Source organism: Arthrobacter sp. 05T420 (genome assembly GCF_056396305.1).
Genome location: NZ_JBFTLG010000017.1, coordinates 97,073 through 119,357, shown reverse-complemented (window position 1 = coordinate 119,357; position 22,285 = coordinate 97,073). Strand labels below are relative to the sequence as shown.

Below are 22,285 nucleotides of genomic sequence, written 5' to 3'. Positions count from 1 at the left end.
TAGCGACGGCCCCGCTGGTGCCGGCCGGGCTGGTCTGCGGCCGGGCTGGTCTGCGGCCGGCGGCGGCGCCTAGTGGATCGCGGCCAGCAGGATGCCGACGCCGACAAAGAGCCCGCCGAAGGTTCGGTTCAGGACCTTCTGTCCGCCGGCATCGCGGGTGAAGCGCTGGAAGGACCGGGCCGCTGCCGCGAAGAAGAACCACATGACCATTACGTCGATCACGATCACCGTGGCGGCCAGGACCATGTATTGCGGCAGCAGCGGCTGCTCCGGCCGGATGAACTGGGGCATGAAGGCCAGGAAGAAGACCACGGCTTTTGGGTTGAGCAGATTGACCCAGAGGCCGCGGCGGAACATGGAGAGGCCCGGTTCGTTGCGCAGGGCCGCGGCCTTCTCCTGGTCCAGGTCCGGCTTGTGCAGGAACTGCCGGATGCCCAGGTAGACCAGGTAGGCGGCGCCGGCGTAGCGGATCACGTTGAAGGCGATCGGCGAGCTCGCCACGAGCACCCCGACGCCGAGGGCCACGATCAGGATGTGCACCACGAGGGCAGCCTGCTGGCCCAGGATGCCCCAGAGGGAACGGCGGAATCCGGAGTTCAGGGAGTTGCTCATGGTGTTGATGGCGCCCGCGCCGGGAGTGAAGCTGATCAGGACGCCGGCGCCGGCCAGGGCCAGCCAAAGGGAGGGTTGCACCAGCCAAGTTTACGGTCCCGGCCGAGGCCAACCTGGCGGGCCGCCGGGATAACCGACGGGAGTCAGCCGCGGCGCAGGCCGTAGCTGAGAATCATGTTGCCTTTGCTCGTCTGCTGGGACGACTGCAGCTCCAGCCGGGTGAGGGGATCACCGTCGTTGAACAGCCGCCGCCCGCTGCCCGCGATCACGGGATGGACAATCAGCATCAGGGTGTCGAGCAGTCCGGCGAACAGCAGTTGGTGGACCAGGGAGATGCTGCTGAAGACGCCTATTTCGCCGCCGTCGCTGTCTTTCAGGCCGGCAACGAAGTCCTCCAGCGGGCCTTCGATCAGGCGCGAATTCTGCCACTCCAGCTCCCCGGTCAGGGTCCGGGACGCGACAAACTTCGGCAGCGGATTGATGAACCCCGCGAAGTCGGCATCGCTTTCGGCGTTGGGCCAGTACTGTGCCCACTGCTGGTACCCGATGCGGCCCAGGAGCGCGGTGTCGATCCGTCCCATCATTTCGCCCATCCCGGCGCCCAGCTCTTCGTCGAAGCTGTCGAATTGCCACAGGAACGGGTCTTCAACCACGCCGTCCACAGAGCAGAAAAGGCCGGCCGTCAATTTGCGCATGGGGTTCTCCTTACGGGGGTCTCTAGTGAGGTCTCCAGTGCACCCTATCCGCTGACCCGGAAGCAGGGAATGGCTGGCGAAAACTCGTTGGCGGCCGCCCCGGAGGATGACTGTGCCGCTAGGACCGCGAGCCTTGGACGTGCCGGGGCGCGCCCAAGACCCGCTAAGGGCTAGCCGTTGGACGTGTAGCCACCCGTGGCAGTGCCGTCCGGGCCGCCGTGGCCTCCGCCGGGTCCGCCCTGGCCTTCCTCGGTTGCGGTCACGGTGAAGTTCGCATCCAGCAGGACGGTCGCGCGGGTGCCGTCCGCCTTCGTGATGTGGGCTTCGTAGGTGGCGCCATCGGCGTCGGTCTCCATCCGCTCGATCGTCGCGCTCGGCTGGGCGGCCTTCACCGCGGCCTCGACCTTCGTCGCGGCGTCGCCAGTGAGGACCTGCTCCGTCTTCCCGTTGGCCTGGTGTGGCCCGCGCTGGCCGCCGGTGCCGTAGCCATCGGTGGCCTGGGTCGAGGACGAGCCGCTGGTGGAATCAGCTGCCATCGCGGGGATGGCCGATGCGCCGATGGCGCCGCCGCCGATCACCGCAGCGAGCATGATGCCCGCGGTGGTTTTGTTGATCTTTGCCATGGTGGAACTCCTTTGCTGAGGCCCGGATGCCGGACCGGCCGAGTTTTCGGCCTGGACCCAGCCTCAGTCGCCCAGTTGTGGCTGCACTTTCGGCAGGCTGTGCCCGTGCTGTGACACCAGTGGCGGCCGCTCAGGCCCGGGCGATGACCTCGCCGTTGGGAATCAGGAACCAGCCGTCATCGGTGGAGCCCCACCGGTGCCAGCCCGCGGAAATCCGGGCCAGGTCCGCCTCGCTGGCAAAGCCGTACTCGAGCGCCTGGTCTGCAAAGGATGAATGCAGCACCCGCTCGCCCCACACCCGGGCCTGCCAGCGCCGCTCATGCCCGGTGGCGTAGAGCCAGTTGCTGCTGGACGGCGCCACGTCCGTGAACCCGGCGGCCTGCGCCCAGGACACGAGCCGGCGTCCGGCGTCGGGCTCGGCGCCGTTGCGGCGGGCGATCCGCTGGTACAACTCCATCCAGTCGTCGAGCTCGGGGATGGCCGGGTACCAGCTCATGCCATGGAAATCGGCGTCGCGCACCGCCACGATCCCGCCGGCCTTGGCCGCCCGGCGCATCTCCCGCAGGGCCGCGACCGGGTCCGTGAGGTGCTGGAGGACCTGATGGGCGTGGACGACGTCGAACGACTCGTCCGGGAAGTCGAGGTCATAGATGTTGCCGGCGGCAAAGTCGACGTTGTCTACGCCGCGCTCGACGGCGAGGCCCGCGGCCTGGGCGATGATGTCGGCAGAGCGGTCCAGGCCCGTAACCCTGCCCGGTGCCACCAGTTCCGCGAAGTCGCACGTGATGCTGCCCGGCCCGCACCCGACGTCGAGGACGTTCGCCCCGGGCGTGAGATACGGGATCACGAACGCTGCCGAGTTCTCCGCCGTGCGGGCGGCATGGGCACGGACCACCGACTCGTGGTGGCCGTGTGTGTACACGTCGTCAGGCTGCTGCGCACTCATAGTGGAACGCTACCCTCCCGCGGACGGAAAAGTGCAGATCCGCCCAACAGCGTCGGGGCTCCGCCGGTAGGCAGTATTTTGCAGCTGGCCGTCAGCTTTGCCGCTTCCGGCGCCGAAGATTCTGCGGATGAATGGAGGAGTGAAAAACAACAGCAGCAATGACTGCGGCCGCCGTCGGCGTCGGCAGGCGCTTCCGCCGGAGCACGCACCCGGAGGTGGCACCGAACGCTGTGCGCCCGGAGGTGGCGCCGAACGCTTAAGCAGCCGGAGGCGGCGCCTCTTGGCCAGCCGCAGGCTGCTGCGCGCCTGTGACGGTGCCGCTGAGCGTCAGCCGGGGCGGTGCTCCGCTACGGGGCCGCGGGCGGCTTCCTCGCCGGCCCGGACGGTGGCATCGATCATTGAGTTCATGAACCGGGTGACAATCGCCAGTTCCTCCGGCGTGAAGCTTTCCATCGCCGCGCCCATGTGGCGGGCCAGCGGGAGGAACATGGCGCTGCCGTCGCGGTAGGCCTTGGGGGTCATGCGCAGCTGCACCTGGCGACGGTCCGCGCCCTCGCGCTCGCGGACCACGTGGCCGGAACTGTGGAGCCGGTCGATCAGTGCGGTGGTGGCAGGGGAGCTGAGGTTCAGCTCTTTCCGGAGCACTCCCGGGGTGACGATCTGGTCGCGCGCGGTATGCCGCATGATGACGGCGAGGGCGTTGAGATCCGTGCGGTGCATGTCGTTGCGGCCGCCGGCGGAGTCCACATAGCGGTTGGCTTCGAGGGTGAATTCCTGGAGGAGCCGGACGAGGGGCGGCGGGCCGGCCGCTGCGGGGGTTCCCGGGGCTTCGGCTGACACGGCGGATCTCCCTTTCCTTGATGCGGCGTTGCTGTAAGTGGCTGCGGCGGTCTGCTCCCGGCCGGCCGGCGTCGTTCACGGCCACTCGGTGAGTTTAGTGCGTGTTTACTGCAGCCCGGAAGATTCTGCGGCGGACGGCGAGGGACTTCCCACCATTTTCCTCCGGCTACGCCCCAATAGTTATCTCCATGATAGAGATAGTCTACTATGGAGCTGAACGTCGGTCCCGCGGCAGAGTACCCCCGGAAGGACACATGAAAGACCCAACGCGCCCACCACTTTCGGAAATCCGCGGCGAAATCGGGCCACCGCGCCCCGGATCAGCGGCGCGATCGTCCGAAAGCGGCGCAGAAAACCGAAAGCGGGGCAGAAACCCAAGGACGCGCGTCCCATTCTGGCTACGTTGGCTGGTTCCCGCCGTGCTCGTCGGGGCCTGGCTGGCGATCGCCGGCGTCGGTGGCCCGACATTCGGCCGCCTGAGTGAGGTGTCATCAAACGATCAGGCATCATTCCTTCCCGCCGGGGCCGAGGCCACCGAGGCTGCGGACTGGCAGGCCAGGTTCCGGGACTCCAAGGAGATCCCCGCGGTAATTGTGGTGGAGGGCGACTCCGCCTTCACACCGGCCCAGCTCCGCGAGGCCGCGGCACTCAAGGACAGACTGGAGGCCCTGCAGGCCGGCAGCACGGTGATCGGCCCCATCCCGTCCGAGGACGCCAAGGCAGTCCAGTTCGTGGTGCCTATCGATTCCTCGGCGGAAGTGAAAACGGTAGTCAGGGAACTGCGGAACGCGGTCCAGGCGTCCGCGCCGGCAGGAATGCGGACCTTCGTGACCGGGCCGGCCGGCCTTACGGCGGACCTGGTGAGTGCCTTTGCCGGCATTGACGGCATCCTGCTGCTCGTGGCCCTTGGCGCCGTGTTCCTGATCCTGCTGGTCGTCTACCGCTCCCTGCTGCTGCCCGTCATGGTGCTGTTCACGTCCGTGTTCGCGCTGTGCGCCGCGATCCTGCTGGTGTTCGGCATGGCGAAGGCCGGCTGGATCCAGCTGAACGGCCAAAGCCAGGGCATCCTGTCCATCCTGGTGATCGGCGCGGCCACCGACTACGCCCTCCTGTATGTGGCTCGGTTCCGCGAGGCCCTGACCCACACCCCCGACCGGACGGCCGCCGCCATCACCGCATGCAAGGCCGCCTGGGAGCCCATCCTGGCCTCCGGCGCCACCGTGATCATCGCTCTGCTCTGCCTGCTCTTCTCCGACCTCAACTCCAACAAAGCCCTCGGCCCGGTAGCGGCGGCGGGCATCCTCTGCGCGCTCCTCGCGGCCCTGACCCTGCTCCCGGCCCTGATGGCGCTGCTGGGCAGCGCGGCGTTCTGGCCGTTCCGGCCCAAGCTGCTGCCCGAAACCCAGCGGGAAGCCGAACTGGTCACCGGGCTGGAAGGCCAGAAGGGACTCTGGCGGGCCGCCGGTTCGCTGGTTGCCCGCCGGCCGCGCACCGTCTGGGTTGCCTCGGTCCTGCTGCTCCTCGTTGCCGGTAGCGGCATCCTGCAGCTCAAAGCCAATGGCGTCGCGCAGACAGACGTCATCCTCACCGCCTCCAATGCTGTCGACGGACAAGATGCCCTGGGCCGGCACTTCGACGCCGGGTCCGGCAGCCCCGCAGTGATCGTGGCCGACCAGGCAAAGGCCCAAGAGGTGCTGGATCGGGCCAAGGCGAGCAACGGCGTCGGGGATGCCTACCTGCTGGCCGATGGCGGCGTCCCCATCATGACCGGCGTCCCGGCCAACCCGGCAGCTCCCACTGCCCCTGCGGTCAGGGACGGCAAGGTCCTGATCAACGCCACGCTGAACTTCGCGGCGGATTCCACCGAGGCCGAAAACGTCGTGGGAGACCTGCGTCAGGAACTCAAGAAAATCGACGGCGGCGCCCTGGTCGGCGGCGTGACCGCCACGGCTCTGGACACGAACACCACCGCCCAGCGTGACCTCGTCACCATCATCCCGGTGGTCCTCGCGGTCATCCTCGTGATCCTCATGCTGCTGCTGCGCTCGGTGCTCGCGCCGGTCCTGCTGGTCGCCTCCGTGGTCCTGTCCTACGCAGCGGCGATGGGCGTCTCAGCCTTCGTGTTCAACAACGTCTTCGGCTTCCCGGGGGCGGATGCAACGGTGCCCCTGTTCGGCTTCGTCTTCCTCGTGGCACTGGGCGTTGACTACAACATCTTCCTGATGAGCCGGGTCCGGGAGGAATCCCTCAAGCACGGCACCCGGCCCGGCATCCTGCGCGGCCTCGGCGTGACCGGCGGGGTCATCACCTCTGCCGGGGTGGTCCTCGCGGCCACCTTCGCGGCCCTGGGCGTCATCCCGATCATGTTCCTGGTCCAGCTCGCCTTCATCGTCGCGTTCGGCGTTTTGCTGGACACGGTGCTGGTCCGCTCCCTCCTGGTGCCCGCGCTGGCCTACGACCTCGGCCCGCGGATCTGGTGGCCCGGCGGGCTCGGCCGGTCCGGGAACGATGCCGCGGCCCGCGCACTCCCGGCGGCCGCCCGGCTGGCGGAAAATGAGGAGGCCGAAGTCCCCTAGGCGGACCCGAATGCCGCAGCCGCCGTCACCGTCCCTGGTCCCCCCACCAGGCGACGGTGGCGGCGGCTGCTTCTCGTCGTAGCCGGCTGTGGGTCAGTGATTGAGCCGGATCTTGAGGGGGACGTAGCTGGTGTCCTGCCGCGAAGCTGCCGCCTGCTGAAGCAGTTCAGGGGTGACGTGGAAGAACCGGGCCACGGTGGCGATTCCGGCAAGCACCGCGTGGGGCGTGAGCGTGGGATCGTGCAGCAGCCAGGAGAGCACGGCGTTCACCCTTTCCTGGTCAGTCGGCAGCGGGGCCGCCAAGAACTCGCCTCCGAGTTCCCAGCGGCCTTCCATCGGGTCGGCGTTCCGGACGCCGGCAACAATCTCCTCCGCTGTGAGAGACGGCTGGGCGAGGGCTAGGAATACGTGGGTTCCGCGCTCCTTGTCCTCGACGCTGAACCGGCCAATGCCTAGGGGGTGGATCCTGTCAGGATCCAACTGCAAACCGAGCTCTTCCGAGGATTCTCGAGCCAGAGCGCGCCGTGGGTCCGGCAGGCCGAACTCATCGCTGTCCCCCTGAATTCCCTTGCGGCGCCTAAGCTCCAAATTCCCGTTCACCGCGGGTCCAAATTGCTCGGGATGTGAGCCGGCAAGTTTTGATCTGCCGGCGAACAGCATCATACGGTCGGTTGTAACGACAATGGCGGAAAGGGTCAGGAGCTGTGCCTGCATTCCTTGGACTTCGCGGTCCACGGAGTCGGATGTTGCCCCCGGACGAGTCCCGTCGGCCGCCGCAAGCGTCTGGGGATAGTGATCGAGCAACACGGCGCCGTAAGTTGTCTCGGCCATTGCGAGGTGGAGTCGGAGCCTTCCGTTGCCGCTATCTCTCTCTGTCCGCCAGCCGACCAGCCGGGGCAGGACACCATCGAATGAATGCTGCGTTTCGAATTTCTCCCGGAGGAACCGTTTCTCGGCCTCGGAAGCGGCGAGGTCTTCTATTTCCAGCCCCGCCAGTTCCAGCGGTGCAGGCGGTGTGGGCGCCGCATTCTGCGGAATTTCGTACACCGGTCTGAGTCGGTGCCGGCGATAGCTGACGAACGTGTCGTAGGCGAGAGTGCCCGTCTTGGTGTCCGGCAATTGCCACCAGTCCAGCTCCCGGCCAATCGCCGGTGAGTTGATCCGGACATGGCGGGATTTCCGTTCGACGCCGTAACCGCCACCCGCTGCAGCCTCAGCCAGGAGCCGTGACGTCATAAGGGCCATGTCGGTTTCACGTTCAATGACAGGAACCGAGGTCGTCCCGAGAAACGACCCGCGCTGAAGATCCGCGGCATATGCCGAATAAGCCTGGGACAAGCTGATCAACTCCGCGGCCGGAGCAGCGAACGAAATCGGCATGGGTTTGCCGGTCCCCCGGGGGGCTCCGGAAGCGTTGGCCGGGAAATCGGTGCTGAGCCAATTGAGTTCGTCGGCAGGAGCATTTGGCCCGCCGTGGATGATTTGCCGAACTCGGCGTTTTGAGGAGCGGCGGGTGACCCCCAGAGGCTTAAAGGCTGCGTGGCGCCTGCGTAGAATCAACCAGGCCGGCTGGGCCCGCCATGCGCTGTAGACCGCGTAGATAGCTATCGCTGCAGGTGCCAACGAAACCCAGTCCGCGAAATGCATCCCCCAGAAGTTCACTGCCTCAGTCATCGCCTCATTCAACCATCGAATGGAATCCCACAGCGCCGGGCTCGGGTGGTGTTGCAGCCGCCGTCACCGTCCCCGGTCCCCCCACCAGGCGACGGTGGCGGCGGCTGCTTCGCGCAGCGGGGTGGGCGCCAGCCCCAGGGCGGCCTGGCTTGCAGCGGATTCCATCACGAATGGCCGCTGGAACTGGTATAGGGTCTCTGTCAGTTCCCGCATGTCGGTGGAAAATACTCCCATCGTCCGCAGCGCCCAGCCGGGGACCGCAGTGACACGCGGCGCCCGGACCCCGGCCGCGCTGGCGAATGCGCCCGCGATCTCGCGCTGGGTCAGGGCGGCCCCGGTGGGTGCATGCCACACCCGGTTCCACGCCTGTGGCCTGTCCGCCGCCGCGATCATGGCGGCTGCAAGGTCCGGAACGTATGTGAAGGAATGCGGCTGGTCCGCCCGTCCGATCACCATCAGGGATTTGCCGGCCCGTGCCGGCTTCACCATGCGCTCGCCGGCATGTGCTCCGCGGACCCTGGGGCCGAAGAAGTCGCTCGCCACCACGCTGACCGTGTCCGTTGCCGATGCCGCGCGGGCGTTCAGGAGTGCCGTCCGGATGCCGCGCTTGCCGCCCTGCGCATCCCGCGGGCCGTCCTCGGTCATGGGCCGTTCCGGTGCGCTGTAGGAGTACAGGCTTTCCGGGAAGACCACGACGGCGCCCGCCGCCCCGGCCGCGGCGAGCACGTTCTGCTCGGCGGCGGGCAGTTCACTGGCCCACACGTCGGCGTTGTACCGCGAAGCGTGGATGCAGTGGAAGACGGCGGCGGCGCCGTGGAAGGCCTCGCCGAGCCGGTCAGGCTCCGACACATCAATCGACACTTTTTCGACCAGCGGGTGGGCCGGGCCGCTTCCGGACCTCGTCAGGATGCGCACGCGGTGGCCCGCAGCGGCCAGTTGTTCGGCAACGGTCCAGCCCACCGGGCCGGCCCCTGTGACGGCATAGAGCCTGGACGGTTGGCGCCCGGAGGCAACGGATTCGGACATTTCGATCTCCTTAATAAATTGTGAGAGCAGTGCTCTCCCAATCAGGATGCGACGTCGGGTGCGACCAAGTCAAGAGCGGTGCTCACATTTGTTGACAGTGCTCTTGTTTATGAAATGCTGGACTCATGCCAGAAGACAGGATTGAAGCCGGGAATGACGCTGACGTCCAGACTGGGGCTGACGGTTTTTCTGCGGCCGCAGCTTCCGGGCCCCGCACCCCGCGCGAGCGTGCCCGGGCCCAAACCGTCGCCGATATCGTCCGGTTGGGCCGGGAGCACCTGGCGCTGCACGGGGCTGCCGCGCTGTCCCTCCGGGCCGTGGCCCGCGATCTCGGGGTCGTCTCCTCGGCGGTCTATCGCTACGTGGAGAACCGGGAGGAGTTGCTGACCCTTCTCCTGATCGATGCGTACAACGAGCTTGGCGATGAAGTCGATGCCGAAGTCGCTGCGGTGCCGGAAGCCGATTTCGGCGGCCGCTTCGGGGCGCTGGGCCGCGCGGTGCGGAACTGGGCGCTGCGCGAACCCTCCCGCTACGCCCTGCTATTTGGCAGTCCGGTGCCCGGCTACCAGGCCCCGGCCGAGCGGACCACCGGCCCGGGAACCAGGGTGATTACTGCCCTCATTGGCATCCTCGACGGCGCCTTCCGGGCCGGGCAGCTTGCCGCGACAGGCCAGCGGAGTCCCGCCGTTGCCGCCGGGCTGGCCGCGGATCTGGCGAAGATCCGGACCGAGTTCGGCCTGGCGGTGCCGGACGACCTCCTGGCCCGTGGTGTGCTGGCTTGGACCTCCCTCTTCGGCGCCGTCAGCTTCGAAGTCTTCGGCCAGTACGGTGCCGGCACGTTCACTGCCCGGGAGGAGCTCTTCGGCCACCACCTCGCGGTGCTGGCAGGCGTCGCCGGCCTGCCGCCGGCCGGCGCTTCCCTGTGAACCCGGTTCCCCTGTTGCCCCGCGGCGGCGCTAGATAGACTGCCCCTGCGCCCGCACGGGCGCGCCCGATGCGTCCAGGAAGGATCCATCCATGTCTGAAGAGAACAGGCCCGAAGACAACAGGCCTGAAGAGAATATGTCCGAAGCGAAAGTGGCCGGTACAGCGGCGTCCCAAAACGCCGATGCGGGTCCCGCCGAGGATGAAGCGGAAGCCGCGGCACCAGAAGGGCAGTACGTCGAGGGCGACTACGGCTCCGCCGGGACGGCGGGCGAAGTCCCGCCCACCGCCGTCGAGGGGGAGTATGCGGCGGGGGACTACGGCAGCGCAGGCGTGGCCGGAGCGGCCGTCGTCGGCGACGTGGAAGGCGACTATCCCGAGGGTAACTACGGGGAGGGCGGGGTCTCCGGTGAGCCTGCACTTGCCGAGGAGGGGGAGTATCCCGAAGGCGACTATGGGACCGCCGGAACGTCCCGTCCCCAGCAGGCCGGCCGGCCGGCTCCGGGAGAGCCTGCAGGCGCCGACGACGCCGCCGCCCGGGGCGACGACTAGCGCGCCGGAAGCCGGGGCGACCAGCCGGCGCGGGGCGCCGGCTGGTCTGTGGTGTGGTCTCTGCGCAGGTTCGCGCAGGGCGAAACGGCGCCCCGGGAGAGGCTGCAAGGGCTGCAATCCGGGGAATCCAGGCTGCGATGAGCGGCCGCGGGCCGGACGCGGAAGCAAGGTTGAGTCGATGTCGCTCAACTTTGAGTTGACATATATCCGCGTCTGGGTAAAGTTGAGTCTAGATCGCTCAATAACGGTCGGACCCATGCGGTTGATCCCACTGTGGTCCGCGGCCATCTCCGCAAGATTCCCAGGAAAGTAAGGAAGCAATCCATGTCACGTGCAGTAGGAATTGACCTCGGAACCACTAACTCCGTCGTCTCCGTTCTCGAAGGTGGCGAGCCCACCGTCATTGCCAACGCCGAGGGTGGCCGCACCACGCCGTCGGTTGTTGCCTTCTCCAAGTCCGGCGAGGTCCTGGTCGGCGAGATCGCCAAGCGCCAGGCCGTCAACAACATTGACCGCACCATCGCGTCCGTCAAGCGCCACATGGGCACTGACTGGACCGTCGCCATTGACGACAAGAAGTACACGGCGCAGGAAATCTCCGCCCGTATCCTCATGAAGCTCAAGAACGACGCCGAGTCCTACCTTGGCGAAAAGGTCACCGACGCCGTGGTCACCGTGCCGGCGTACTTCAATGACGCCCAGCGCCAGGCCACCAAGGAGGCCGGAGAAATCGCCGGCCTGAACGTCCTACGCATCGTCAACGAGCCCACCGCGGCCGCTCTGGCCTACGGCCTGGACAAGGGCAAGGAAGACGAGCTCATCCTGGTCTTCGACCTCGGCGGCGGCACGTTCGACGTCTCCCTCCTTGAGGTCGGCAAGGACGAGGACAACTTCTCCACCATCCAGGTCCGCGCCACCGCCGGTGACAACCACCTCGGCGGCGACGACTGGGACCAGCGCGTCGTGGAGTACCTGCTGAACCAGCTCAAGGTCAAGGGCATCGACCTCACGAAGGACAAGATTGCCCTGCAGCGTCTGCGTGAAGCTGCGGAGCAGGCCAAGAAGGAACTCTCCTCCTCCTCGAGCACCAACGTTTCCCTCCAGTACCTGTCCGTCACCCCGGACGGCCCGGTCCACCTGGACGAGCAGCTGACCCGCGCCAAGTTCCAGGACCTCACCAAGGACCTGCTGGACCGAACCAAGAAGCCGTTCCAGGACGTCATCAAGGAAGCCGGCATCAAGCTCTCCGAGATCGACCACATCGTGCTCGTCGGCGGTTCCACCCGCATGCCGGCCGTCTACGACCTCGTCAAGGAACTGGCCGGAGGCAAGGAGCCGAACAAGGGCGTCAACCCCGACGAGGTAGTCGCAGTCGGTGCAGCCCTGCAGGCCGGTGTCCTCAAGGGTGAGCGCAAGGACGTGCTGCTGATCGACGTCACCCCGTTGTCCCTTGGCATCGAAACCAAGGGCGGCATCATGACGCACCTGATCGAGCGCAACACCGCCATCCCCACCAAGCGGAGCGAGACCTTCACCACGGCGGATGACAACCAGCCGTCTGTGGCCATCCAGGTCTTCCAGGGGGAGCGCGAGTTCACCCGCGACAACAAGCCGCTGGGCACGTTCGAGCTGACCGGCATCGCTCCGGCTCCCCGCGGGGTCCCGCAGGTCGAGGTCACCTTCGACATCGATGCCAACGGCATCGTGCACGTTTCGGCGAAGGACAAGGGCACCGGCAAGGAACAGTCCATGACCATCACCGGCGGCACCGCGCTGTCGAAGGAAGACATTGACCGCATGGTCCGCGACGCGGAAGAGCACGCAGCCGACGACAAGGCACGCCGCGAGGCAACCGACACCCGCAACACGGCCGAGCAGCTCGCCTACTCCGTGGACAAGCTGATCGCGGACAACGCCGACAAGCTGCCCGAAGAGGTCAAGACCGAGGTCAAGGCCGACGTCGACGCCCTCAAGAAGGCCCTCGAGGGCACCGATGACGCCGCCGTGAAGACTGCGTTTGAGAAGCTGCAGGCTTCCCAGACCAAGCTCGGCGAAGCCATCTACGCCCACGCTGGATCCCCCGACGGCCACGCAGGCGCTCAGGATGCCCCCGCAGGCGAGCCGGCAGCCGGCTCGGGCTCCGATGAGGACATCGTCGACGCCGAAATCGTTGACGAAGACGAGAAGAAGTAATCATGCCGCACCACGGTAACGAAGAAGAGCACGGTTCTTCCGAGAGCCGGAGCCAGGGCGACGAGCAGGAGAACGAGCCGCAGAAACCGGTCATCCACGACAACCGCAAGGTTGACCCGAAGACCGGCCAGGCCCGCCACCCGGACCAGGAACGCGCAGCCGCCTCCGCGGCGGACTCCGACCCCGACTCGGGAGACGCGCTCTCCCAGGCGGAGGACATCCTCAACAGCGTCGAGGTGCCTGCGGACGAATCCGTGGCCCAAGGCGTGGGTGCCGCTGAGGCGGAGGAGCTCAAGAATGACCTTCGCCGCCTGCAGGCGGAGTACGTCAACTACCGCAAGCGCGTCGAACGTGACCGCGCCGTGGCGGGGGAGATGGCCGTGATCGGCGTCCTGAACTCACTGCTTCCGGTGCTGGACGACGTCGATGCTGCCCGCCAGCATGGCGACCTCGCGGACGGCCCTTTCGCCGCGATCGCCGCCAAACTGGAGGCTGCGCTGAAGACGTACGGACTGGTCCGCATCGATGAGACCGGCGTGGAGTTCGATCCGACCATCCACGAGGCCCTCATCCAGCAGCCCGGCACGGACATCGAAATCGACACCGTCAGCCAGGTGCTGCGCGCGGGCTACAAGTCCGGCGAACGCGTCCTCCGCGCGGCCCAGGTGATCGTGGCGGTTCCGGCGTAGCTTCGCCTCCACGCCTTCGCGGATGAGGGGCCCCGCCCCTCCGCCGGGTGGCCAAGGATCTGCGATCCTGGGCCACCCGGCTTCGGCGTTACGCGATAGTCTCGCCTTAACCTCTTTGCATTTTGAAAGGAAACGCCATTGGCTAGCCAGGACTGGGTGGACAAGGACTTCTACAAGATTCTTGGCGTCGCCAAGGACGCTTCCGACGCCGACATCAAAAAGGCTTACCGCAAGCTTGCCCGGCAGCACCACCCGGACAGGAATGCCGGTGATGTCGCGTCGGAGAAGAAGTTCAAGGACATCTCCGAGGCCTATTCCGTGCTCTCGGACCCCGATGAGCGCCAGCAGTACGATGCCATCCGGGCCATGGGTGGCGGCGCACGCTTTGCACCCGGCGGAAGCGGCGGCGCCCCCGGCGGAGCTGGCTTCGAGGACCTCTTCGGCGGGCTCTTCACCGGCGGCGGGGGGCGCCATTCCGGCAGTTACAGCACGGCCGGCGGCATTCCGCCCGAGTTCGCAGATCTCTTCGGCGGCGGCGGGTTCGGCGGCGGCGGGTTCGGCGGCGGGGGCCAGCCGTTCCAGCGGGCTCCGCAGAAGGGCGCCGACCGCACGGCGTCCACCTCGATCTCGTTTGCCGGGTCAATCCGCGGCACCACGATCGGCCTGCGTGAACCGGATGGCGAGGTGATCGACGTCCGCATCCCGGCCGGAATCAAGGACGGACAAAAGGTCCGCGTCCGCGGCAAGGGACAGTATGCTGCCGCCGGCAACGGCGACCTCATGGTCACCGTCACCGTGAAGCCCCACGAGTTCTACGTCCGCGACGGCGACAACCTCCGGATCCACGTTCCGGTCTCCTTCCCGGAGGCGGCCCTGGGCGCGGACATCGAGGTTCCGACAATCGACGGCGACAAGGTCAAGGTCAGGGTTCCCGCAGGGACGCCCTCGGGCCGCACGCTGCGCGTCAAGGGCCGGGGCGTCAAGCACGCCAAAGCCACCGGCGATCTGCTGGTGACAATCGACGTCGCCGTTCCGCGCAGGCTCAACAAGGAAGCGGAGGAGGCCGTGAAGGCTTTCGCCGCGGCGACCACCGATGAGGACGTCCGCGCGGGCCTGGCAGCCAAGGCCCGGCTGTAGGAACGGGATCCAGCCATGGCCATCGACTTCGATCAGCCGATCTTCGTCATCTCCGTTGCCGCAGAGCTTGCGGACATGCACCCGCAGACACTGCGCCAGTACGACCGGCTGGGCATCGTCTCGCCCAGCCGTGCCCCGGGCAAGTCAAGGCGCTACTCGCAGCGGGATGTGAACATGCTCCGCGAGGTCCAGCGGCTCTCCCAGGAGGGGGTCTCGCTGGAGGGCATCAAGCGGATCCTGCAGCTGGAGAACCAGGTGGCCGCCCTGCAGCGCCGGGTCGGCGAACTGACTGAGGAGCTGGGCCGGCGCCGCCAGAGTGCCGATTCGCGGATCTTCGCCGCCGGAACTGCCGGCGACGTCGTCAGCCTGGCCCGCGGCAAGCGCCCCCAGGCGCGGTCGCAGGCGCTGGTGGTCTGGCGGCCACGGGGCATCGACTAGGGCGGGCACTAGGGACAATCAAGAGCACCAGGTTTGGCTTTGGATGCCCGGGCAAGTAGCCGCAGGACCGGACTGAGTACACCGGAACGTAAACAGGTAACCGGGAATCCGATAGTCGGGTACCTGATTTGCGTGACTTCAGGCCCGTGCCGCGCGTTGAATTGGAGTGTCAGAAAAGGCTGGCATGACACGCTCACAGCTCCCACAGGAAGCCCGGGCGCAGAGCCAGCGCAGAAGCAGCGTAGACGCCGGGGGGCATCGCATGCATGATTCAGCCCAGCTTGATCCGTCCATTGCCGATTCGAGGCGGCCTGGTCAGCCGCGACGGGGTTGGTCCCGACCGCGGCCGGCGACCTTGACGGGCACACTGTGAGCCCGGGGCTCCAGGCGGCCGTCCTGTTTGCCGGCTCGCTGACAGGGCACGTCCTGATGTCCCTGGGGCAGACCCTCGTGGTCGTATGCCTGTGCTTCGACTTCGTCCGCGCAGTTTCCGTCCCGCGGTCCCACCGCCGATACGTGGCCAACACCGCGTTCCGGACTCTTGCCCTGCCTTCCATCCTGGTCATGGCGTTCAGCGTGCTCATCGACGCCGCTTCCGGCTCCTGGCAGGACGTCGGCGCGGGAGTCTTTGTCCTGGTCGCCGTGATCTTCCGGTGGCACCATGACACCGACGAGGACAACTGGTGGAAGGGCAAAGGCAAAGCCCTGGGCCGGTGGCTCCGGAACCGGGCGGCCTCGGGGTCCATGGTTGCTCCGGCCACGGCGTGAAAAAGCCCTTGCTGTCCGGGCGTCCCAGGGTGTCCAATCCTTAACACAAGGCCCTGCGGGGCACGAGTGGATGCGACGCCGGGAGGTTCTCATGCCGTCGAAGGGCGCCAAGACCCCGTCCAGGGGTCCGGTCCGGGGTACATCTGACCTCCGGCGGGCCGACGCCAACGGCGTCGCGCCGCCGGAGCAGCCGGACAGGATCCGCAATGTGGCCCTCGTGGGGCATTCCGGTTCCGGAAAAACAATGCTTACCGAGGCCTCGCTTGCCGCCACCGGGGCCATCACCCGTAAAGGCTCGATCGCCGAGGGCACCACGGTGAGCGACTCGGACCCCTCCGCCATCGCGCAGCAGCGCTCCGTGGCCCTGGCGGTGGTGCCGGTGACGGTGGGGGAGACCAAGGTGAACCTGCTGGACACTCCGGGCTATACGGATTTCGTCGGCGAGCTGCGGGCCGGCCTTCGTGCGGCGGATGCGGTGCTGTTTGTCGTCTCGGCCACGGACGACGTCGACGCTGCGACAACTGCGCTCTGGAGCGAATGCCAACGGCTCGGAATGCCGCGGGCCGTGGTTATCAGCCGTCTGGACCATCCGCGCGCGGATTTCGACGCCGCCGTCGCCCGCTGCCGGTTGGCATTCGGCGACGCGATCGTTCCGCTCTACCTGCCGGTCCGCTCGGACGGTGCCGTAAACGGGTTGCTGGGGCTGCTGACCGGGACGGTGTCCGAGTACGGGCCGGCGGAAACGGCGCCGGCCACCCGGGCCGCGACCGGCGTCGAACTTGCCGCGGCGGAGACCGCACGTGACGCGCTGATCGAAGGGATCATTGCCGAGAGCGAGGACGAGACGCTCATGGACCGCTACCTCGCCGGTGTTGCAATCGCCCCCGATGTCCTGATCGACGATTTGGAGACGGCCGTGGCCCGCGGGTCCTTTCACCCGGTGCTGCCGACGTCAGCGGAATCCGGGCTCGGCATGGCGGAGCTGCTCGAGGTTCTGGTGCGCGCGTTTCCGACGCCGGCGGAGCACGGCGTTCCCGCAGCGACGGACCTCGACGGGGTGCCCGCCGGCCCGCTCGCCTGCGATCCCGAGGGCCCGCTGCTCGGTGAAGTGGTTCGCACGACGATCGATCCGTTCCTCGGCCGCGTCTGCCTGGTCCGCGTCTTCTCCGGCGTTGTGCGCGAGGACGCCGCCATCCATGTGGGCGGCCGCGGAATGGCGGACCGCGGCCACGAGGACCACGACAGCGACGAGCGGGTCACCCACCTGTATTCACCGCTGGGATCGGGACTGCGGCCGGTGCCGTTCTGCGTCGCCGGGGATATCTGCGCGCTGACCAAACTGGGCACCGCCGAGACCGGGGATACGATTTCGGCCAAGGACCTGCCGCTGCTGGTGGCACCCTGGGACATGCCGGACCCGCTCATGCCGGTCGCCATCGAAGCTGCCACGCACGGCGACGAGGACGCCCTGGCCAGGAATCTGGGGAAGGTCACCGCCGGGGACCCCACGCTCCGGGTGGAACGCAACTCCGAAACCCACCAGCTGATCCTGTGGTGCATGGGGGAGGCGCACGCCGACGTCGTCCTGGGCAGGCTGCGGGACCAGGGCGTAAATCTGCAGACCGTCCCGGTGATCACGCCGCTCCGGGAGACGTTTGCCGCGCCGGCGGCCGGGCATGGGCGCTACGTAAAGCAATCCGGCGGCCACGGCCAGTACGCCGTCTGCGACATCGAGGTGGAACCCCTTGACCGCGGCGCCGGTTTCGAGTTTGTCGACAAGACCGTGGGCGGGGTGATTCCCGGGCCGTTCATCACCTCGGTGGAAAAGGGCGTGCGTGCCCAGATGCAGAAAGGCGTCTCCGCCGGGTTCCCCGTAGTGGATATCAAGGTCACCCTGATCGGCGGCAAAACGCACAGCGTGGACTCCTCCGACGCGGCGTTCCAGGCTGCCGGCGCGCTGGCCCTCCGGGAAGCAGCGGCCGCAACCCGTATTCAGTTCCTGGAACCGGTCTCGTCCGTGACCATCAGCGTTTCGGAGGATCACGTGGGCGCGGTGATGAGCGACTTGTCCTCCAGAAGGGCACGCCTGACCGGAACCACCTCTGCCGGGGCCGACGGCACCGAGATCAGCGCCGAGGTTCCGGACCAGGAACTGTTGAAGTACTCCGTGGAGTTGCGGGCCCTGACCGCCGGCAGCGGCCGGTTCCGGCGCAGCTATTTGCGGCACGAACCCGTGCCCGCAACAGCTGCGCCGGCCGGCATCAGCCGTTGATCACCTGCGGAACACCGAGGGCCTTGAGGCCTTCGGCGCCGAATTCGAGGCCGTAGCCGGACTGTTTGGCGCCGCCGAAGGGGACGCGGGGGTCCACCGCGCCGTGCTTGTTGATCCAGACGGTGCCGGCCTCGATCCGGGCCGCCACCTTCCGGGCTTGTGCGGAGTCGGAGGACCAGACAGAGGCGCCGAGTCCGACGTCGAGCCCGTTGGCCAGGGTGATCGCCTCGTCCACAGTGCTGTAGCGGATGATCGGCAGGGCGGGGCCGAACTGTTCCTCGGCGACAAGCGGGTTGCTGTTGTCGATATCCGCCACGAGCGTGGCGGGGTAGAAGTGGCCCGGCTGGTCCGGGTCCGGGTTGCCGCCGAGCAGAATCCTGGCCCCGGAGTCGCGGGCGGCGTCAACCAGCCGGGCAACGATCTCGAACTGCTGGCGGTTCTGCAGCGGCCCCAGGACGTTGGCCTCATCCAGGCCGTTGCCCATAGGCATGGCACGGGCCACGCTGGTGAGTTCAGCGCAGACGGCGTCGTAAATGGCGTCGTGCACGTAGAGGCGTTTGAGTGCCGCGCAGGTCTGGCCGGTGTTGATGAACGCGCCCCAGAACAGGCCCTCGGCGATCGCCTTCGGGTCGGCGTCGGGCAGGACGATGCCGGCGTCGTTGCCGCCGAGCTCCAGGGTGAGACGTTTGACGGTGTCGGCGGACGATTTGATGATGGCCTTGCCGGTGGCCGTGGAGCCGGTGAACATGATCTTGCCGATCGCCGGGTGTTCGGCCAGCCGGGCGCCGACCTCGCGGCCGCCGGAGACCGCCGTGAGGAGGCCCTCCGGGAGTTCCTGGTTGAGGATTTCGACGAGGGCCAGGACGGACAGCGGGGTGAATTCGGAGGGTTTGACCACCACGGCGTTCCCCATCCGCAGGGCGGGAGCAACCTGCCAGACGGTGATCATCATGGGCCAGTTCCAGGGGCCGATCGCGCCGACGACGCCGATGGGCCGGTAGTGCAGTTCGGCGTACGTTTCGCCGTCGTCCACCACGGTTTCGGGTGCCAGGGGCGTGGCGGCGGCCGCGCGGAGCCAGGCTGCGCAGGCGCCGACCTCGAAGCGGGCGTTCGGGCCGTTGAGCGGCTTGCCCTGCTCGCGGGAGAGCAGCCGGGCGAGTTCCTCGGCGGAGCGTTCGACGGCGTCGGCGGCCCTGAGCAACGCGGCGGAGCGGGCGTCGTGGCCCAGGGCAGCCCAAGCCGGCTGCGCGGCGGCCGCGGCGGCGATGGCCTGCTCCAGGTCCTCGACGGTGTGGACCGGGGCTTCGCCGACCGGTTCACCGGTGGCCGGGTCAAGAATTGTGCGGGTCTCACCGGACACCGGGGTGATTGAGGCGAGGAGGGCGTCGTAGGTTTCCATGGGTACTCCACATCGAGTAGTTGAGGCGCTGCGTCGTTGAGACACATGTCCGAGTGTCCTCCGGTGCCTGACGCGCAGTCTTGTCTTTGCGCGAACTGCAGTTGACCCGGTGCGAATGATCGGCAGGCCAATTGCGCAGTGTTCCATAGGCGCTGTGTTCCATAGGCGCTGGGTTCCATATGCGCTGGGTTCCATTGCGCTGGGGAACAACAACCGATCACGGATCGACAAGAGAGTGACGGGCGTCACCTGCCATGCTGGATTTTACGGTGCACAGCACCTCCATTTCTCAGACAGCCATTCCCAGACTCATGACCGTTAAGAAGGATCCGATGAGTATTTCAAATTCCGAGTCCCGGACCGCGGAAGCCCGTCCCCGCACGGAGCACTCCACCGCGCTGCGCGCCGGCAGTGTCGGCGTCATGGGCATTCTCTTCTTTGTCTTGTCCGCCCAGGCGCCGTTGACGGGCATCGTCGGGGCGTCGCCGCTGGCCGCGGCGCTCGGCAACGGTGCCGGGGCGCCCGGGGCATATCTGGTGGTGGGCATCGTCATCGTGATCTTCGCCGTCGGGTTCGTCGCGATGAGCCGCAAAATTCAGGCCAACGGCGCCTTCTACGCCTACGTCACCGCCGCCTTTGGGCGGAAGATCGGGGCAGGGGCTGCTTGGCTCGCTCTCCTCGCGTACAGCACGGTCCAGGCCGCGATGTACGGGCTCTACGGCGCGGCGTTCTCGGGCGTCCTCGGAACCGCCGGCATTGAGGTCCCCTGGTGGCTGCTGGCCGTGATCACCATGGCGGGCGTGCAGGTGCTGGGATCCCTCAACATCGAACTCGGGGCGCGGGTCTTGGCCGTGCTCGTGGGCCTGGAGGTCGCCATTCTGCTCATGTTCGGGTTCACCGTGCTGTTGCGCGGCGGCGGACCGGAAGGAATCAGCCTGGCGGCGTCCTTCTCTCCCTCGGCGATCGGCGCAGGGGCTCCGGGGGTAGCCATCATGTTCGCTGTCGCCTCGATGTTCGGCTTTGAATCCACGGCCATCTACTCGGCCGAGGCCAAGGACGCCCACCGTACCGTCGCCCGTGCCACGTATCTTTCGGTGGGGGTCATCGCGGTCTTTTTCTCCTTCATTTCGTGGATGCTGGTCAGCTACTACGGCCCCTCGCACGTCATAGATGCCGCGGGCGCGGCTCTCGAATCGGGCGACTCCACCTCCTTCGTGCTGACGCCGATGGTGGAGCTGTTCGGGCCATGGGCAGGAACCGTCACCGGCGTCCTGCTCGTGACATCCCTGCTGGCCGGCATCATCGCCTTCCACAACGGCATCAACCGCTACCTCCATTCGCTGGCCCTGCGCGGGTCGATGCCCCGCGTCGTCGCCCGGACCAATCGGCACAAGGCCCCCGCCGTCGCCGCCCGGATCCAGACCGTGATCGCTTTCCTGCTCGTCGCGCCGTTCGCGGTGCTGTCCCTGGATCCTGTCCTGACACTCTTTTCCTGGTTCAGCGGGCTGGCCGTGGCGGCGCTCCTAGTGCTGTACATGCTCTGCTCCCTGGCCGTCGTCGCGTACTTCCGGCGCGAACGGGAAGCCGGCCAGATCTGGCAGACTGCGGTGGCGCCCGTGCTCGCCACCCTGCTGCTTGGCTGGGTTCTGTCCCTGGTGATCAGCAACTTCACCGCGTTGATCGGCGGCAGTGCTGAAACGGCCGTGGGCCTGCTGATCGCCGTCCCAGTAGTCTTTGCGGCCGGCGTGCTGGTGGAGATCCGGGTGGAGAGGCAGCTCCGGAACTCAGGGCATGAGTTCGCCGGGTAGTCGTCTCGGCTGAGGAGTTGCGAGGGCGGTGCCGGACAGATCCGGCGCCGCCCTCTGTGCTCCCCGGGTCCGGCTGGCGCTGTCGAAACTGCTCGCGCTGTCAGCCGCCGGGAAGGTCATGCTCAGGCGCCGCGCCGCCAGTCGCTGGGGGACTCACCGAAGGCATCACGGAAGGAGCGGCTGAAATGGGCCGCATCCAGGAAGCCCCAACGCCCGGCCACTGCCCCTACCGGCATGCCGGCCAGGAGCGGGTCCCGCAGCTCGCGGCGAGCCCCTTCCAGCCGCTGGGTCCGGATCCAGCTCGCCACGGTGGTCCCGGATTCATGGAACACATTGTGAAGGTGCCGGGTGGAAATGAAATGGGCCGCTGCGATGGAAGCGGGCGAGAGCAGCGGATCGGCCAGATTGGCGTCGATGTACTCGCGGATCGAGGCCGCCAGGAGGGCCTGCGGCCTCATCCGGTCCGGGGACATGTCCAGTTCCGAATGCAGCATGGTGGACACGAGATCGAGGGCATTTGTGGCGAGCCGGGACCCGCTCGGGCCGCTCAGCACGTCCAGGTTCTCTGCGAGGTGGGCGATGAACGGCCCCACGATCGCGGCGAGGCCGCCGTCGGAAGCCATCCGCACGGCCGAAAGCTGCGCGATGCAGTCCGGCGGCAGGGACAGCGCATCCCAGGGGAACATCACCACCATGAGCCGGGCGTCCCCCTCGAACGCGAGCGTGTAGGGCCGGCTGGTGTCGTAGATGGAGAGGTCGCCCGGGCGCAGGAGGGCCTCGCGGTTGTCCTGGATGAGGAGCCCGGTGCCCTGCAGTTGGAGATTGAGCTTGAAATAGCGCTGGCTGGACTGGGCGATCAGTGCCGGCGTGCGGTGGACCTCATGGCTGGTGGAGGAGACTTCGACCACCGCCACACGGTCCAGCCTGCGTGCCCGCATGCGGCCGCGGAAGTTGTCCGCATCTGCGCTCGAGGCGGCCAAGGGGACGAAGGACTCCGCGACCAGGTGCCTCCAGTGCTCGAACGAGGCCGCCGTGCTGGTGCGGACGTCCTGCCCTGCGGGACGGAGGGATGGGCGGGCTGCAACTGCGGTCATCGAAAGATCCTGACGCCGT

The 22,285-nt window shown here is 67.5% G+C and carries 19 protein-coding genes; 10 read left to right on the top strand and 9 right to left on the bottom strand.

Annotated elements, in window-relative coordinates; all coding sequences use genetic code 11:
- Positions 1-69 precede the first annotated feature (69 nt).
- The 5 genes from AC1DEM_RS16985 to AC1DEM_RS16965 all read right to left on the bottom strand — a co-directional run bounded on the left by AC1DEM_RS16985 (position 70) and on the right by AC1DEM_RS16965 (position 3,716).
- The gene (locus AC1DEM_RS16985) at positions 70-693 is read right to left on the bottom strand and encodes a LysE family transporter (RefSeq protein ID WP_476885476.1); all 624 of its coding nucleotides are present in this window, start codon (positions 691-693) and stop codon (positions 70-72) included.
- Positions 694-755: 62 nt separating this feature from the next.
- On the bottom strand, positions 756-1,307 hold the full coding sequence (locus AC1DEM_RS16980) for a dihydrofolate reductase family protein (RefSeq protein ID WP_476885475.1): 552 nt from the start codon (positions 1,305-1,307) through the stop codon (positions 756-758).
- Positions 1,308-1,477: 170 nt separating this feature from the next.
- Complete coding sequence (locus AC1DEM_RS16975; RefSeq protein ID WP_476885474.1) at positions 1,478-1,930, bottom strand: hypothetical protein; 453 nt, start codon at positions 1,928-1,930, stop codon at positions 1,478-1,480.
- A 130-nt stretch (positions 1,931-2,060) separates the two neighbouring features.
- Positions 2,061-2,876 (bottom strand): methyltransferase domain-containing protein, encoded by an 816-nt coding sequence (locus AC1DEM_RS16970; protein ID WP_476885473.1) that lies wholly within the window; start codon positions 2,874-2,876, stop codon positions 2,061-2,063.
- Positions 2,877-3,203: 327 nt separating this feature from the next.
- The gene (locus tag AC1DEM_RS16965) at positions 3,204-3,716 is read right to left on the bottom strand and encodes a MarR family winged helix-turn-helix transcriptional regulator (RefSeq protein ID WP_476885472.1); all 513 of its coding nucleotides are present in this window, start codon (positions 3,714-3,716) and stop codon (positions 3,204-3,206) included.
- A 254-nt stretch (positions 3,717-3,970) separates the two neighbouring features.
- Here AC1DEM_RS16965 and AC1DEM_RS16960 point away from each other — a divergent pair, with 254 nt between their 5' ends.
- Positions 3,971-6,292: an MMPL family transporter gene (locus AC1DEM_RS16960; protein ID WP_476885471.1), complete on the top strand. Its 2,322-nt coding sequence runs from the start codon at positions 3,971-3,973 to the stop codon at positions 6,290-6,292.
- A gap of 93 nt (positions 6,293-6,385) precedes the next feature.
- On the opposite strand, the gene AC1DEM_RS16955 is transcribed toward AC1DEM_RS16960, so the two are convergent.
- Positions 6,386-7,537, bottom strand: a complete 1,152-nt coding sequence (locus AC1DEM_RS16955) for an NUDIX hydrolase (protein ID WP_476885470.1) — start codon at positions 7,535-7,537, stop codon at positions 6,386-6,388.
- Between the two features lie 492 nt (positions 7,538-8,029).
- The gene (locus AC1DEM_RS16950; RefSeq protein ID WP_476885469.1) at positions 8,030-8,992 is read right to left on the bottom strand and encodes an NAD-dependent epimerase/dehydratase family protein; all 963 of its coding nucleotides are present in this window, start codon (positions 8,990-8,992) and stop codon (positions 8,030-8,032) included.
- Positions 8,993-9,117: 125 nt separating this feature from the next.
- On the opposite strand from AC1DEM_RS16950, the gene AC1DEM_RS16945 reads away from it, so the two are divergent.
- The 8 genes from AC1DEM_RS16945 (at position 9,118) to AC1DEM_RS16910 (ending at position 17,965) form a co-directional block, all read left to right on the top strand.
- The gene (locus AC1DEM_RS16945) at positions 9,118-9,918 is read left to right on the top strand and encodes a TetR/AcrR family transcriptional regulator (RefSeq protein WP_476885468.1); all 801 of its coding nucleotides are present in this window, start codon (positions 9,118-9,120) and stop codon (positions 9,916-9,918) included.
- A 91-nt stretch (positions 9,919-10,009) separates the two neighbouring features.
- Complete coding sequence (locus AC1DEM_RS16940; RefSeq protein ID WP_476885467.1) at positions 10,010-10,468, top strand: hypothetical protein; 459 nt, start codon at positions 10,010-10,012, stop codon at positions 10,466-10,468.
- 324 nt (positions 10,469-10,792) lie between these two features.
- Complete coding sequence (gene dnaK, locus AC1DEM_RS16935) at positions 10,793-12,661, top strand: molecular chaperone DnaK (protein ID WP_476885466.1); 1,869 nt, start codon at positions 10,793-10,795, stop codon at positions 12,659-12,661.
- Between the two features lie 2 nt (positions 12,662-12,663).
- Positions 12,664-13,350: a nucleotide exchange factor GrpE gene (locus AC1DEM_RS16930; protein ID WP_476885465.1), complete on the top strand. Its 687-nt coding sequence runs from the start codon at positions 12,664-12,666 to the stop codon at positions 13,348-13,350.
- A 138-nt stretch (positions 13,351-13,488) separates the two neighbouring features.
- Positions 13,489-14,487 (top strand): DnaJ C-terminal domain-containing protein, encoded by a 999-nt coding sequence (locus tag AC1DEM_RS16925; RefSeq protein ID WP_476885464.1) that lies wholly within the window; start codon positions 13,489-13,491, stop codon positions 14,485-14,487.
- Between the two features lie 15 nt (positions 14,488-14,502).
- The gene (locus AC1DEM_RS16920) at positions 14,503-14,925 is read left to right on the top strand and encodes a heat shock protein transcriptional repressor HspR (protein ID WP_476885463.1); all 423 of its coding nucleotides are present in this window, start codon (positions 14,503-14,505) and stop codon (positions 14,923-14,925) included.
- A 369-nt stretch (positions 14,926-15,294) separates the two neighbouring features.
- The gene (locus AC1DEM_RS16915) at positions 15,295-15,693 is read left to right on the top strand and encodes a hypothetical protein (RefSeq protein ID WP_476885462.1); all 399 of its coding nucleotides are present in this window, start codon (positions 15,295-15,297) and stop codon (positions 15,691-15,693) included.
- Positions 15,694-15,784: 91 nt separating this feature from the next.
- Positions 15,785-17,965 (top strand): elongation factor G-like protein EF-G2, encoded by a 2,181-nt coding sequence (locus tag AC1DEM_RS16910; protein WP_476885461.1) that lies wholly within the window; start codon positions 15,785-15,787, stop codon positions 17,963-17,965.
- On the opposite strand, the gene AC1DEM_RS16905 is transcribed toward AC1DEM_RS16910, so the two are convergent.
- The gene (locus AC1DEM_RS16905) at positions 17,955-19,364 is read right to left on the bottom strand and encodes an aldehyde dehydrogenase family protein (protein ID WP_476885460.1); all 1,410 of its coding nucleotides are present in this window, start codon (positions 19,362-19,364) and stop codon (positions 17,955-17,957) included. The genes AC1DEM_RS16910 and AC1DEM_RS16905 overlap by 11 nt on opposite strands.
- Before the next feature lie 332 nt (positions 19,365-19,696).
- Here AC1DEM_RS16905 and AC1DEM_RS16900 point away from each other — a divergent pair, with 332 nt between their 5' ends.
- Entirely contained in the window at positions 19,697-21,172 is a 1,476-nt protein-coding gene (locus tag AC1DEM_RS16900; protein ID WP_476885459.1) for an APC family permease, read from the top strand.
- Between the two features lie 122 nt (positions 21,173-21,294).
- Here AC1DEM_RS16900 and AC1DEM_RS16895 read toward each other — a convergent pair whose 3' ends face one another.
- Positions 21,295-22,266: an AraC-like ligand-binding domain-containing protein gene (locus AC1DEM_RS16895; RefSeq protein ID WP_476885458.1), complete on the bottom strand. Its 972-nt coding sequence runs from the start codon at positions 22,264-22,266 to the stop codon at positions 21,295-21,297.
- Positions 22,267-22,285 lie beyond the last annotated feature (19 nt).